General features: G+C 66.5%; 13 protein-coding genes. 4 read left to right on the forward strand and 9 right to left on the reverse strand.

All coding sequences use genetic code 11. The features are described 5' to 3' along the window. Nucleotides 1-29 precede the first annotated feature (29 nt). The 5 genes from C5O79_RS15390 to C5O79_RS15410 all read right to left on the reverse strand — a co-directional run bounded on the left by C5O79_RS15390 (nucleotide 30) and on the right by C5O79_RS15410 (nucleotide 5,666). Nucleotides 30-1,466: an efflux transporter outer membrane subunit gene (locus tag C5O79_RS15390; protein WP_122475146.1), complete on the reverse strand. Its 1,437-nt coding sequence runs from the start codon at nucleotides 1,464-1,466 to the stop codon at nucleotides 30-32. Between the two features lie 19 nt (nucleotides 1,467-1,485). Next, entirely contained in the window at nucleotides 1,486-3,060 is a 1,575-nt protein-coding gene (locus C5O79_RS15395; RefSeq protein WP_122475148.1) for a DHA2 family efflux MFS transporter permease subunit, read from the reverse strand. Between the two features lie 13 nt (nucleotides 3,061-3,073). After that, a complete protein-coding gene (locus tag C5O79_RS15400) occupies nucleotides 3,074-4,168 on the reverse strand; it encodes an HlyD family secretion protein (protein WP_046549430.1) in 1,095 nt (364 codons plus the stop codon). 64 nt (nucleotides 4,169-4,232) lie between these two features. Beyond that, nucleotides 4,233-4,664: a MarR family winged helix-turn-helix transcriptional regulator gene (locus C5O79_RS15405; RefSeq protein WP_046549431.1), complete on the reverse strand. Its 432-nt coding sequence runs from the start codon at nucleotides 4,662-4,664 to the stop codon at nucleotides 4,233-4,235. Between the two features lie 81 nt (nucleotides 4,665-4,745). Next, nucleotides 4,746-5,666: a LysR family transcriptional regulator gene (locus C5O79_RS15410; protein WP_071332991.1), complete on the reverse strand. Its 921-nt coding sequence runs from the start codon at nucleotides 5,664-5,666 to the stop codon at nucleotides 4,746-4,748. 91 nt (nucleotides 5,667-5,757) lie between these two features. Between C5O79_RS15410 and C5O79_RS15415 the strand changes: the two genes are divergently transcribed. The 3 genes from C5O79_RS15415 to C5O79_RS15425 all read left to right on the forward strand — a co-directional run bounded on the left by C5O79_RS15415 (nucleotide 5,758) and on the right by C5O79_RS15425 (nucleotide 8,064). Next, nucleotides 5,758-6,186 carry a MarR family winged helix-turn-helix transcriptional regulator gene (locus C5O79_RS15415; protein ID WP_122475150.1) on the forward strand — a complete coding sequence of 143 codons (429 nt, stop codon included), beginning with the start codon at nucleotides 5,758-5,760 and terminating at the stop codon, nucleotides 6,184-6,186. Between the two features lie 188 nt (nucleotides 6,187-6,374). After that, nucleotides 6,375-7,622 (forward strand): aconitase X, encoded by a 1,248-nt coding sequence (locus tag C5O79_RS15420; protein ID WP_122475153.1) that lies wholly within the window; start codon nucleotides 6,375-6,377, stop codon nucleotides 7,620-7,622. Then, entirely contained in the window at nucleotides 7,615-8,064 is a 450-nt protein-coding gene (locus C5O79_RS15425; protein WP_122475155.1) for a DUF126 domain-containing protein, read from the forward strand. The genes C5O79_RS15420 and C5O79_RS15425 overlap by 8 nt, the downstream gene beginning before the upstream one ends. A 21-nt stretch (nucleotides 8,065-8,085) precedes the next feature. Here C5O79_RS15425 and C5O79_RS38385 read toward each other — a convergent pair whose 3' ends face one another. Genes C5O79_RS38385 through C5O79_RS15440 form a run of 3 tightly spaced genes read right to left on the reverse strand, consistent with a single transcriptional unit; the run spans nucleotide 8,086 to nucleotide 10,410 of the window. Beyond that, nucleotides 8,086-8,688, reverse strand: coding sequence for a hypothetical protein (locus C5O79_RS38385; protein WP_063794578.1), 603 nt, complete (start codon nucleotides 8,686-8,688; stop codon nucleotides 8,086-8,088). After that, nucleotides 8,685-9,368, reverse strand: a complete 684-nt coding sequence (locus tag C5O79_RS15435) for a hypothetical protein (protein WP_240687913.1) — start codon at nucleotides 9,366-9,368, stop codon at nucleotides 8,685-8,687. The genes C5O79_RS38385 and C5O79_RS15435 overlap by 4 nt, the downstream gene beginning before the upstream one ends. Beyond that, on the reverse strand, nucleotides 9,328-10,410 hold the full coding sequence (locus C5O79_RS15440; RefSeq protein ID WP_122475158.1) for an AraC family transcriptional regulator: 1,083 nt from the start codon (nucleotides 10,408-10,410) through the stop codon (nucleotides 9,328-9,330). Before C5O79_RS15440 ends, C5O79_RS15435 begins: the two co-directional genes overlap by 41 nt. 85 nt (nucleotides 10,411-10,495) lie before the next feature. On the opposite strand from C5O79_RS15440, the gene C5O79_RS15445 reads away from it, so the two are divergent. Continuing rightward, nucleotides 10,496-12,529: an NADPH-dependent 2,4-dienoyl-CoA reductase gene (locus C5O79_RS15445; RefSeq protein WP_131931457.1), complete on the forward strand. Its 2,034-nt coding sequence runs from the start codon at nucleotides 10,496-10,498 to the stop codon at nucleotides 12,527-12,529. A gap of 176 nt (nucleotides 12,530-12,705) precedes the next feature. On the opposite strand, the gene C5O79_RS15450 is transcribed toward C5O79_RS15445, so the two are convergent. Beyond that, nucleotides 12,706-13,110 (reverse strand): DUF2471 family protein, encoded by a 405-nt coding sequence (locus C5O79_RS15450; RefSeq protein WP_039344831.1) that lies wholly within the window; start codon nucleotides 13,108-13,110, stop codon nucleotides 12,706-12,708. Between the last annotated feature and the right edge of the window lie 140 nt (nucleotides 13,111-13,250).

A 13,250-nucleotide genomic window follows, 5' to 3' on the forward strand; every position in this document is an offset into this window, starting at 1 on the left:
TGACCAGCCAACCCTGCACACCTCGGCGCTTAGTCCTTCGCCACAGCCTCCATCTCCGGCCCACCCGCGGCGTCATTCCTGCTCCACCCACCCCCAAGCGACCGATAAAGCGCCACCGCCGCCAGCGCGTGCTCGCGCTTGACCTGATTCAGCGAATCCGAATCCCGCAGATAAACCTCCTGCGCGGAAAGCACATCCAGAAAATCCGTCGCGCCACCCTTATAAAGCTGATTCGCCAACCCAAGCGCCTTGTCCGACGCAGAAAGCGCACTACCGAGCCTGCGCGACGCCTCATCGGAACTGACGAGATTCGCCCGTGCATCCTCGACTTCCCTCAACGCCTGCAGCATCGTCTGCCGTAACCCGAGTTCAGACTCGCGCATCCGGCTTTCGCTCTGCGCGATATCGGCGGTAATGCGCCCCGCATTGAAGATCGGGCTCGTCGCACTCAATGCCGCGCTGAACAGGTTGTCGGTCAACGTAGGCAACCCGAGATACGAAGCGGCCAGAATTCCGTCCGTCAGGTTCAACGAAAACTTCGGATACCGCTCGGCCTTCGCCACACCGACTTGCGCGGCCCGCCGCTCGACCTGCGCATACGCGGTCAGCACATCCGGCCGCCGCAGCAACGCCTGCGAGGGCAACGTCCCCGGCGTGCCAACCGGCGGCGCAGGAATCTCACCAGCCTGCGCCAGCACCAGACGATCGACCGATTCCGGCGTGCGCCCCGAATACACCGCAATCAGATTGAGCTGATGCGCGATCTGCGCCTGCGTCGGCGGAATCCGCGCTTCGAGTGCATCGAGCTGGTTCTGCGCACGCGTAACGTCGAGCTCGGTCGACAGCCCGAACGCCTGCCGCTTGCGCGTGAGTTCGAGCGCATGCTGCCGGATCTTCGCGTTGTCCTGCAGGATTTTCAGTTCCTGCTGCGCCCAGCGCAAATCGACATACGCGGAAGCCGCATCGGCCGCGAGCGCGAGCCGCATCGCATCTTCCGCATGTTTCTGCCCGACGAGCTCGGCTTGCGCGGCCAGCAGATCGAGCCGTTCGCCGCCGAACACATCCGGCGACCAGCTCAGCGCGAGCCCCGCGCCGGCCCGCCGCACATACCCGAGCGGCGGCGGCGTGTTCTGCCGTGCGTCGGCCGCATGCGCGGTCGCATCCAGTTCGGGCAGCAGCACCGCGCGCTTCTGCACGGTCAGCGCCTGCGCCTGCTTCACGCGTTCGGCGGCGGCCTGCAGATCGAGGTTGCCGTCGAGCACGGTGGCGATCAGCCTGTCGAGCACGGGATCGTGGAACTGCGCCCACCATGCGGCGGCGTCGATGTCCGCGCGCGGTACATCGGTATCCCAACCATCCGGCGCGAGCGTTCGGACCGATTCCTGAAGCGCCGGATGCTGCGCGGGCTGCACCGCACATCCTGCGGCGAGTGCGCTGACGGCGAGGGTGACGAGAAGTTTTTTCATGATGGTGATGACCTCGACCTCAGTGCGCGTCCGGCGGCGGCGCGTTCAGGGAAATGGGTTTGGAGAAGACGACGGCGATCAACGCGACGACGAAGCACAGCGACAGCGCGTAGTACGCATCCGCATAGGTGAGCGTCAGCGCTTCGCGATAGATCAGGTGGTGCAGGTTCGCGAGGCCGGCTTGCGCGGTGTCCAGCGTGTTGCCGGCCACGGACGACCAGTACGCGGCCTGCCGATCGAGCAGCGACGCGACCTGCGGCTGGCCGGCGCTCACGTGCTCGTTCAGGCGCAGGTAATGAAAGTTCAGCCGGTCGTTGAGTATCGTCGCACTCACCGCGATGCCGATCGCCCCGCCGAGATTGCGCATCAGGTTGAACAGGCCGCTCGCCGATTTCAGGCGCGACTGCGGCAGCGAGCCGAGCGCCATCGTCACGATCGGCGGCACGCTGAACTGCTGGCCGATGCCGCGCAGCGCCTGCGGCAGCAGCAGTTCGCGCCAGCCCCAGTCGTGCGTGATCGGCGTGTACAGGTAACAGCCGAGCCCGAAGCAGATCAGCCCGAACACGAGCAACGAACGCAGGCTGAAAAACCGTGCGGCAAACGCATACGCACAAAGCGCGACCAGCTGGAACGCGCCGACCGACAGCAACGCGATGCCGATCTGCAGCGAGCTGAACGCACGCACCTGCGCAAGAAACAGCGGCGTCAGGAACACGGTCACGAAGATCCCGATGCCCGTCACGAACGACAGCAGGCTGCCGATCCCGAAGTTGCGCACGACGAGCGCACGCAGGTCGACGATCGGATCCTTCGCGGTCAGCGCATGCACGATGAACAGGAAGCCGCAGATGCCGGAGATCCACGCGCAGATCACGATCGCGTCGTCGCCGAACCAGTTCTTGCGCGGGCCTTCCTCCAGCACGTATTCGAGGCAGCCGAGGAAGCCCGACATCAGCACGATGCCGAGATAGTCGCCGCGCTTGATGAGGCTGAGGTCGGGTTCGTCGATGTGCACGTAGCGCGGCACGAGTGCGGCCACCGCGATGCCCGGCACGAGGTTCAGGTAGAACAGCCAGTGCCACGACCATTGATCGGTGATCCAGCCGCCGATCACGGGGCCGATCGCCGGTGCGAGCGACGCGAGCGCGCCGATGGTCGTCGACGCAATCAGCCGCTGCTTGCCGGGGAACAGCACGAACGCGGTGGTGAACACGGTCGGGATCATCGCGGCGCCGAGCGCACCCTGCAGCCCGCGAAACAGGATCATCGAGTTGATGTCCCACGCGACGCCGCACAGCATGCTGGTGATCGTGAAGCCGACTGCCGATGCGGCGAACAGCCAGCGCGTCGACATCACTTTCGACAGCCAGCCCGACATCGGGATCACGATGATCTCGGCAATCAGGTAAGCCGTTTGCACCCACGACAGTTCGTCCTGGCTGGCGGACAGGCCGCCGCCGATGTCGCGCAGCGACGATGCGACGATCTGGATGTCGAGCGTCGCCATGAAGAAGCCGATGCACATCAGCGCGAACGCGAACACGCGCTGCTTGGTCGGTTGCGACGCCGGGTCGCCGGAAAACGCGGTGGTCATCGTCGTCTCCCGTTTAGCTCGCGCGGCCGGTATGCACGGTCACGACCGCGGAGAGCCCGGGGCGCAGCACCTGCTCGAGGCCCGGCTGCGGATCGAGATGCACGCGCACGGGCACGCGCTGGACGATCTTCGTGAAGTTGCCGGTCGCGTTCTCGGGCGGCAGCACGCTGAAGGTCGCGCCGGTGGCGGGCGCGAGGCTGTCGACGCGGCCGTGCAGTTTCGTGCTCGACGCATCGAGCGACACGTCGACGCGATCGCCCGCGTGCATCTTGCGCAGCTGGTCTTCCTTGAAATTCGCGTCGATCCACAGGCCGGACGCCGGCACGACCGTCAGCAGCGGTGCGCCGACGTTCGCGAGCATCCCGACGCGGCCCGTGCGGTTGCCGACGTAGCCGTCGACCGGCGAGCGGATCGTCGTGTATTCGACGTTGAGCGCGGCGACGCGCTGCGCGGCAAGTGCGGTGTTCACGCGGGCCCGCGCATCGGCGAGCTGCGCGCCGAGCACGTCGAGCTGGCGCTTCGACGCGAGCAGCGCGGCGTCGCTGCGCTCGACGGCGGCGCCGGCCTTCGAGTAGTCGGCGTCCGCGCGTTCGACGATCTGGTTCGACACGGCGTCGGATTTCACGAGCTCGCGGTAGCGCACGCGATCCGAGGCGGCGCGGGTCAGCTCGGCCGACGACGCGTTCTTGTCGGCCGCCTGCTGGCCGATCACCGCGTATTGCAGTTGCTGCTTCGCCTCGAGTTCGGTCACGGCGGAGCGGGCGCTGTCGACTTCGGCGCTGGCCTGCGCGAGCTTCGCGTCGTAGTCGCGCGCATCGAGTTGCACGAGCACGTCGCCGGCCTTCACGCGCTGGTTGTCGGTCACGAGGATCTTGTCGACGAAGCCGTTGACCTTCGGCGCGAGCACCGTCACGTCGCCGCCGACGTACGCATCGTCGGTGCTCTCCTGGAAACGCAGCACGAACAGCCAGTCGAGCGCGGCGGCGACGACGACGACGGCGACGGCGCCCACCGCGATGCGCATCCACGGCACGCGGCGCTGTTGCTTCGCGGGCTGGTCGAGTGTGGCTGCCTCACGGGATGAGGCAGCGGCTTGGGTCGTATCCATCGATTCACCTATGTATATGCACTTATCAAGTCGATCGACCGCATGTCGTCGATCGGGGAAGGGGCTAGCGTTCCGGCAGGTTGTGCGTGATCCGGAACAATTCGTCTCTCAGGCGGGCCGCCTGCGTCGACCCGAACCGCTGCTCGAACGCTTCCTGCGCGGCGAGCCAGTGCACCTGCGCGTCGGCGACCTTCGTTTCGCCGTGCGCGGTCAGCGCGAACGTCTGGCGGCGGCACCGCGGCTCGATCTGGCCCGCCACCAGCGCCGCGCCGACGAGCGGCTTGAGCGCGCGCAGCAGCGCGGTGCGTTCGATCACCAGCACGGTCGACAGCGTCGCCATCGTCAGGCCCGGCCGGTCGCGCAGCAGCGCGAGAATGCTGTACTGCGACGGCGTCACGCCCGCCCGCGACAGATAGCGCTCGTAGAACTGCGAGATCCGGCGGGCGGCTTGCCGGACCGCGAAGCAATCGTCATCGGTGAGCGTCGTCTTGTGCATGTACACATGTTAGGGGGCAATGCGGCCCGAAGCGAGCGGCAGGGCGCGATCAGATTGTTGTCACGGCTGTACCAATCGGCGTCAGGCTGCAGCCGGAACGATCCAGCCTTCGCGGTCGCAATAGGCGGCCGTGTAGTCGATGAACGCCTTGACCTTCGCGGGCAGCAGCGCGCGGTTCGCGTAAGCCAGTTTGATCTCGACGAACTTGTCGACGAGATCGGCATCCGCGAGCAGTTGCACGAGCGCGCCCGACGCGAGTTCGGCCTGGACGAGCGTTTTCGGCACGACGCCGATGCCGAAGTCGTGCATCACCATCTCGCGGTTGAAGACGGGGCTGTTCGACGAGATGTCGAAGCGGAACGGCACGGTCAGCAGGTCGCCGTCGACGCGGAACGACAACGCGGGCCGGCGCAGCGACGGCGACATCGGCACGAACGGATGGTCGGCGAGATCTGCCGGCGCGACCGGGTGCGAATGGGCGCGCAGGTATGCGGGTGTCGCGACGATCACGAGCGGAATCCGCTCGATCATTCGCACGACGGTCGATTCGTTCGTCAGCATGTACGGCACGACGATGCCGATGTCGTAGCCTTCGCCGACGAGATCGACCGGGCGCTCGGTCAGCGTCACGTCGAGGCGCACCTTCGGGTGTGCGGCCTTGAAGCCGGCGATCAGCGGCACCAGCCGGTTCAGCGCGGCCGTCGTGTGCGCGACGAGCCGCAGCAGGCCTTCGGGCTCGCGCGTCGGCGCCTGTGCTTCCGCTTCGAGCGAGTCGAGTTCGTCGAGCACGGCCGCGCAGCGCTCGTAGATGCGCTCGGCCGTTTCGGTCAGCGACACCTGGCGCGTGGTCCGGTGCAGCAGCCGGCTGCCGAAACGCGCTTCGAGATCCGCGACCGCGCGCGACACGACAGGCCGCGCGAGGCCGTGCATGTCGGCGGCACGCGTGAAGCTGCGCATCTCCACCACCGACCGGAAAATCCGCAGCTTGTCGATGTAGTCCATGTCCGTCTCCTTGACGCGAGGGCCGGCCGCCGGCCTTGTTACGGCGGAGTGTACATTGACTTTATGCATATGCACATTTAAATTGCGAAACATGAACGACACCTCGATTACCCAAGCGTGCCACTGTCTCGCGCTGCGCCAGGCGGCGCGCTTCGTCACGCAACTGTACGAGCGCCATCTGGCCCCGGTGGGCGTCACGCCCGCCCAGTTTTCGATCATGGCGAACCTGACGCGCCAGCCCGGCCTGCTGATGAGCGAGCTTGCCGATGCGCTCGTGATGGATCGCACGACGCTGCTGCGCGCGCTGAAGCCGCTGCAGCGCGACGGGTTCGTCGCAACGGCCGCGTCCGAGCACGATCCGCGTGCGCATGCGCTGAGCCTCACGAAGCTGGGCGAGCGCACGTTCGCCGAAGCGAAAGTCGCATGGCAGGCCGCGCAGGACGAATTCGAGACGCAGTTCGGCCGCGATCGCGCGAAGGCGCTGCGCGACGAGCTGTTCAGTGTGACCGCGGAACGCTAGACGGCGGGCTGGCGGCAAACTGGAACGAAATTCGAGCCATTGATCGCTTCCGTGGCGCTCAGTGGCGTAAATTGGTTTTTGAAACTGTCCGGATAGATGGCGATCTGGACAGTTTTTATTTCCAGTTGTAGAGTCCCCTGACGGATTTCACGAGCCGGCGCCGCCGGCACGCGTCAGAGGAGCAACCGATGCTGCAGTTGAGTGACCGCGACAGCGCCATGCTGCGCGGGGATTTCGGCGACGGCGTCGCGCGCGCGATGCGGATCGTCGCGCGCACGGCGCAAGTGATGTCCGCGCCGCACCTGATCGACATCACGTCCGCGCATATCGACGGCTGCCTTTACCACGGCCAGACCAGCCTCGATTTCGTCGAGTATTTCGTCGATACCGGCGCGAAGGTCGCGGTGCCGACCACGCTGAACGTCGGGTCGCTCGACCTGATCCATCCGGAGCTGTACCACGGCGACCGCACGATCCAGCGCGATGCGCAGCGCCTGATGGACGCGCATCTGCAGCTCGGCTGCGAATCGAGCTTCACGTGCGCGCCCTATCAACTGAAGAACCGTCCCGCGAAAGGCGAGCAGATCGCATGGGCCGAATCGAACGCGATCGTGTTCGCGAATTCGGTGCTCGGCGCGCGGACGAGCCGGTACGGCGATTTTCTTGACCTGGCTGCCGCGATTACCGGGCGTGCGCCGTATGCGGGGCTGCATGTCGAAGCGAACCGCGCCGCGCGGATCGTGTTCAACGCACCGGATTTCAGCCGCCTGGCGTCGCGCGACATCTATTTCGCTGCGCTCGGGCTGCTGATCGGGCGGATCGCGGGCGCGGTGGTGCCGGCGATCGTCGGGCTGCCGGCGGACACCACGGAAGACGAACTCAAGGCGTTGGGCGCGGCTGCCGCATCGAGCGGCGCCGTCGCGCTGTTCCATGCGGTTGGCGTGACGCCCGAGGCGCCCACGCTCGACGCCGCGTTGCACGGGCAAGCGGCGCAACGCACGATCGATGTCACGATGGCCGATCTCGACGAGATTCGCCGCACGCTGAACCACGGCGCGGCCGGCGATCCACTCGTCGCGGTGGCGCTCGGTACGCCGCATTTCTCGCTGGCCGAATTCCGCACGCTCGATACCTTGCTCGACGCGTTCGACGGCAAGCCGGCCTGCGATTTCTACGTGAACACGAGCCGGTTCATCCTGTGGGAGCTGGACGAAGCCGGCCTCGCGGAGAAATTCGCGGCACGCGGCATCCAGATCGTCGTGGACACCTGCACGTACATCACGCCGGTGATGAAGCAACTGTCGGGGCTCGTGATGACCAATTCGGGGAAATGGGCGTCGTATGCGCCCGCGAACATCGGCGTGACGGTCGCGTACGGCAGCATGCGCGAATGCGTTCGTTCGGCATACGAAGGAAAGGTGAGATTCGATGACTGACGCCACGCGCAAGGGTTTGACGGGCGATACGCTCGTGCCGGGCAGCGCGTGCGCGCGCCCGTTCGTGCTCGACAAGCCACTCAGCTTCTGGGGCGGCTACGACTCCGGCGCGGGAAAGATCGTCGATCGCGGGCATCCGCAGGCCGGCGCGAGCCTCGCCGGCAAGGTGATGGTGATGCCGCACGCGAAGGGCTCGAGTTCGAGCAGCAGCGTGCTCGCGGAAGCGGTGCGCAACGGCGCGGGGCCGGTCGCGATCGTGCTGAAGGAGCGCGACCTGATCATCTCGATCGGCGCGATCGTGGCCGCCGAGCTGTATGCGATCGCGGTGCCGGTGGTGTGCGTGAGCGACGACGTGTACGACGCGATCATCGCCGCGGCGGGGGAGGTGCGGATCGAAGCGGAAGAGGGGGATGGCGGCGCGAGGATTTGCGTCGACCTTTGACGTTTCGTGCGCGGGATCGGCTCAGATGAAGCGAATGTGCGACGTTTCTTCGTTCGAGAGCGACAGTGCGTGCCGGGCAGCATTCATCTCGCGCTTGCCGCCTGGCTGCCTGAGCCGCCGGATCTCGGGCCACAAGATTGCGCCGAACACGGTGCGCAGGATCGTGCTCAGCATGAAGAGCGCGATCGCGGCGCCGCCGAACCACGTGGATATTTCCAGCACGCTGTCCGTGCTGCGTTCCGTCGCGGACACGAGGCCGATGGTGATGGCCATGGCGACCAGCATGCCGATCGTTACGACGATATCCATGCGGGCAGCCGCGACTTTCGCGGTGCGAACGAGATATACCGAGCCGTCGGTCGCGTTCCGGATAGCGTAGATGGCGCGGCGATCCCGATCTTGCGTGTATGCAACGGTCAACCGGTCGCCCGCGACGATGAACACGCTTCGCGTGCTGTCCGTCCTGAGCGTGAGCGGTGCGTCGACCGTGTCGAGCTGGAGCGCAATCTCCTCGATGCTTTGCGTGGTCATGCCGAGGTTGTTGCTCCAGACCTTCGTACTGATCGTGTTCTGGCTGACCGACGTCACGCAACCGGACGCGATCTGCATGGTGCGATCGCTCATCTGTTGCTCCTTTCCGCCGTGAAACTGGCCGGTTCGTATTGCCACTTTTCCTGGGCTTCGCGCCGCTGGGGCCGGAAGACCAGCTCGGACAGGCCGGCGATCGCGAGCAGGGTGCCCAGCAGGCTGATGATGCCGACGACCAGGGTCACCGCGCCGACGAACGCCCAGCCCGATTTGAAGGCGGCGCCGTCGATCAGCAGGCTCAGCATGAAGATGCATGACGCCCAGATGAGGAGCGACACGTTGCTGCTCTTTTGTCTGAACACGTTGTAAGGAGCGATTGCGACGTCGTTGCCTTTGATCCACGCGATGCTGCGGCGACCGCGATCGTCGAAGACACATGCACGCACCGCCATCCCGGGCTTCAATCGATCGATCTGCTTGAACGCCTCCGCATCGATATCGTCCGCCGCGATGAAGTAGCACGCGCCCTGCATCGTCAGGCGATACAGCGGCACCTTCTTGATATCGGACGCGACACGAATGAGGTTCGTGTCGATACGGTCGATCGTCGCATCGATGAGGGTGATGTGATTGGGCATGGGGCGGGAGAGTGCGCCGGTGGGCGCCGCTTTGGCGTGGCATTGATCATACCGATGAAATGCCGCGCAGGCACGTCGTGCCGCCCGCAGCCCCGCATCATTCGTGCGACGTGTCCGCGGCGGCGTCCCGATACGCACTCGGCGTCTGCCCGGCCCAGCGTCGGAACGCGCGCGTGAAATTCGCCGGGTCGGTGAATTGCAGCCGCTCGGCGATCGTCTTCAGGTCGAGATCCGATGCGGCAAGCAACTGCTTCGCGTCGCGAAACCGCGCTTCGTCGAGCAATTGCCGATAGCTCGAACCGGCTTCTTCCAGCCGGCGCCGCAGCGTGCGTGTGGATACGAGCAGCGCGTCGGCGAGTGTCTCCGGTCCCGGGTAATCGCCGGCGCCGCGTGCCAGTTCCGCGCGCACGCGTTCGACCAGATCGCCTTCCTCCTGGCGCACCTGCGCATATTCACGCTCCACCTGCACGAGCGCCTGCCGGTGCGCGACTTCATCCGCGAGCGGCAGCGGCCAGTCGAGCACGTCGCGCGCGATCCACAGCGCGTTGGCGGCGCAGCCGAATTCGACCGGCGGGAGCTGGTCGCGATAGCGCGCGAAATAGGAAGGCTCCGGCCACGCGAATTGCAGCTTGATCGGCGGCGACACGCGCCCCGCCCATTGAGAGATGTTCTGCGCGAGCCCCGTCAGTACAAATTCGAACATCACGTGATGCTGCAGCACGGGGCTCGCCTGCACGCCGTGCAGTTCGAGCGTCGCGCCGCGTTCGTCTTCCGCATAGGTCAGCCGATATTGGCGGTTGCGCATCCGGAAGTAACGCTGCGTGACGGAGAGCGCTTCGCGGATGTCCCGCGCGGTCAGCGTCGCATAGCCGAGAAATCCGTGCACAGTCGGCTTCAGCAGCAGCCCGAACGCGAGCCCGATGCCCGGATCGCCGCCGATCTCGATCGCGTTGAGCACGAGCCGCCCCCATTGCGACGGCGCGACGCGCGCGTCCGGTTCGGCCAATACCGCGTCGCGCAGGCCGGTACCGGCGCGCGCGGCGGCCGGGTCGACACCGCGCGCGGCCAGCGCCTGCAGCAGCAGGCGCGGATAGGCGACCGGAATCGTCGGCCGGCGCAGCCCGAGGCGATCTTTGGCGAGAGGGGAGGTCATGTCGTCTTGGCCGGAAATGACAAGCATTATGGCTGTTTGCCCCCTCACGTTCAAGGCGGCGCGCGCCTACGATGTCACGCATCGCTCATTGGCACGAATTGGCACGCTCATCATGACCACGACCTTTCCCCACCTGCTCGCCCCGCTCGATCTCGGCTTCACGACGTTGAAGAACCGCGTGCTGATGGGCTCGATGCACACGGGCCTCGAGGACAGCCGCAAGACGCTGCCGCGGCTCGCCGAATATTTCGCCGAACGCGCGCGTGGCGGCGTCGGCCTGATCGTGACGGGCGGCTTCGCGCCGAACGTGGCCGGCTGGACCAAGCCGTTCGGCGGCACGCTGATGACGTCGGCCGCCGCGCGGCGGCATCGCGAGATCACGGAGGCCGTGCACGCGGAGGACGGCAAGATCGCGCTGCAGATCCTGCACACCGGCCGCTACGGCTATCACCCGTTCGCGGTCGCACCGTCGAAGATCAAGTCGCCGATCTCGCCGTTCGCGCCGCACGAACTGAGCGCGCGCGGCGTCGAGCGGCAGATTCGCGCGTTCGTCCGCTGCGCGAAGCTCGCGCGTGAAGCCGGGTATGACGGGGTCGAGATCATGGGCTCCGAAGGCTACCTGATCAACCAGTTCATCTCGATGCATACCAACAAGCGCACCGACCAGTGGGGCGGTTCGTACGAGAACCGCATCCGGCTGCCGATCGAGATCATCGAGCGCACGCGCGAAGCGGTTGGCCGCGATTTCATCCTGATCTACCGGCTGTCGATGCTCGACCTGATTCCGGACGGCAGCGACTGGAGCGAAACCGTGCAGCTCGCGAAGGCCGTCGAGCGCGCGGGCGCGACCATCATCAACACGGGGATCGGCTGGCACGAGGCGCGTGTGCCGACGATCGCGACGTCGGTGCCGCGCGGCGCGTTCGCGTGGGTGACGAAGAAGATGAAGGGGGAGGTCGGCATTCCGCTCGTGACCACCAACCGGATCAACCGCCCCGAAGTGGCCGAGCAGATCCTCGCGGACGGCTGCGCGGACATGGTGTCGATGGCGCGCCCGCTGCTCGCGGATGCCGAGTTCGTGGTCAAGGCCGCGCAGGGCCGTGCCGACGAGATCAACACGTGCATCGGCTGCAACCAGGCGTGCCTCGATCACGCGTTCAAGAACAAGATCGCGTCGTGCCTGCTGAACCCGCGCGCGTGTCACGAGACGGAACTGAAATACACGCCCGCTGCGCAGCCGAAACGCATCGCGGTGGTCGGTGCGGGGCCGGCCGGGCTCGCATGCTCGACCGTGCTCGCGCAGCGCGGCCATCAGGTCGACCTGTTCGACGGCGCGGCCGAGATCGGCGGCCAGTTCAACATGGCGAAGCGGATTCCCGGCAAGGAAGAGTTTCACGAAGCGTTGAGCTACTTCGGCCGCCAGATCGAGCTGACCGGCGTGAACCTGCACCTGAACCGCCGCGTCGACGCGAACGACCTGATCGCGGGCGGCTACGACGAGATCGTGCTCGCGACCGGCGTCGCGCCGCGCGACCCGAAGATCCCGGGGCAGGACGGGCCGAATGTGCTCAGCTACATCGACGTGCTCGCGGTCAAGCAGCCGGTCGGCCGGCGTGTCGCGGTGGTCGGGGCTGGCGGGATCGGCTTCGATGTCGCCGAGTATCTGGTGCAGGAGGGTGAGTCGCCGGCGCTCGACCTGGAAGAGTGGAAGGCCGAGTGGGGCGTGACCGACCCGGCCACGACGCGTGGCGGCGCGACGCGTGCGCAGGTGTCGGCGCCCGCGCGCGAAGTGACGTTGCTGCAGCGCAAGGCCGCGCCGCTCGGCAAGGGGCTCGGCAAGACGACCGGCTGGATTCACCGCGCGACGCTGAAGATGAAGCAGGTGAAGATGATCGGCGGCGTGAACTATGAACTGATCGATGCGCGCGGGCTGCACGTGTCATACGGCGAGCAGCGCACCGATCACGAGCTGATCGAAGCCGACACGATCGTGCTCTGCACGGGGCAGGAGCCGCAGCGCGCATTGCTCGCGCCGCTGCAGGCGGCCGGGCGCTCGGTGCACCTGATCGGCGGCGCGGAACTGGCCGCCGAGCTCGACGCGAAGCGCGCGATCGATCAGGGCTCACGGCTCGCCGCGCGGCTGTAACGGGCGGCCGCCGCAATGGCCACCCGGAGGCACGCCGCGCGGCGGTTCCTGGCCCTTCGGTTGATGCACTGATTCGCGGGCGCAGCGCTGCAATGAGCAGCAGCGCCGGCCGCGCCGCCACGCAACGTGGCGGCGCTACGCCGACAGGCCGTGACCGCGAACGGTCATCACATCGCTCACGCCGCTTCGGCGCGTTCTTCCTCTTCCGCTTCCAGCATCGCCTTGACGATCAGGTAGATGGCCGGCAGATCGTCATCGTCGCGGCGCCAGTCGACCGGCTCCTCGACATCCGCGGCGACCAGGCGGCTATCGCGCAACCGGATGAACGCATCGACGACGGCCGGATCGTTGCGGCTCAGGAAGCCGGCATTCGAGAATGCCAACTCTTCGACGTTCAGCAGTGCCTGCCAGCTCATCGTGCGGACGGCCGCGGGATGGGTGCGTCGCCGCAGACCAAGCGCCCGCTGTGCGGGGCCACCCGCGACACGCTGCAGATCGACGACCGCCCGCTGCGCGGCGCGCTCGAAGTGGACGGGGTTGAAGCCGGGTTGCTCGGGATCGAATGCGGATGCCTGGAACATGGTCGCCTCACAAAAGTCCGTTCGTCTGTGAATGACGGAATTCGGGTCAAATGGTGCAAAAGCACTGTAAATATATACAGTGTTTGGCGCGGTTTCAAGCCCCGGATGAAGGATTTCGTGCGATGGCGATCGACGCGGCC

The sequence above is a fragment of the Burkholderia sp. SRS-25 genome, assembly GCF_004343765.1.
Lineage (GTDB): Bacteria > Pseudomonadota > Gammaproteobacteria > Burkholderiales > Burkholderiaceae > Burkholderia > Burkholderia contaminans.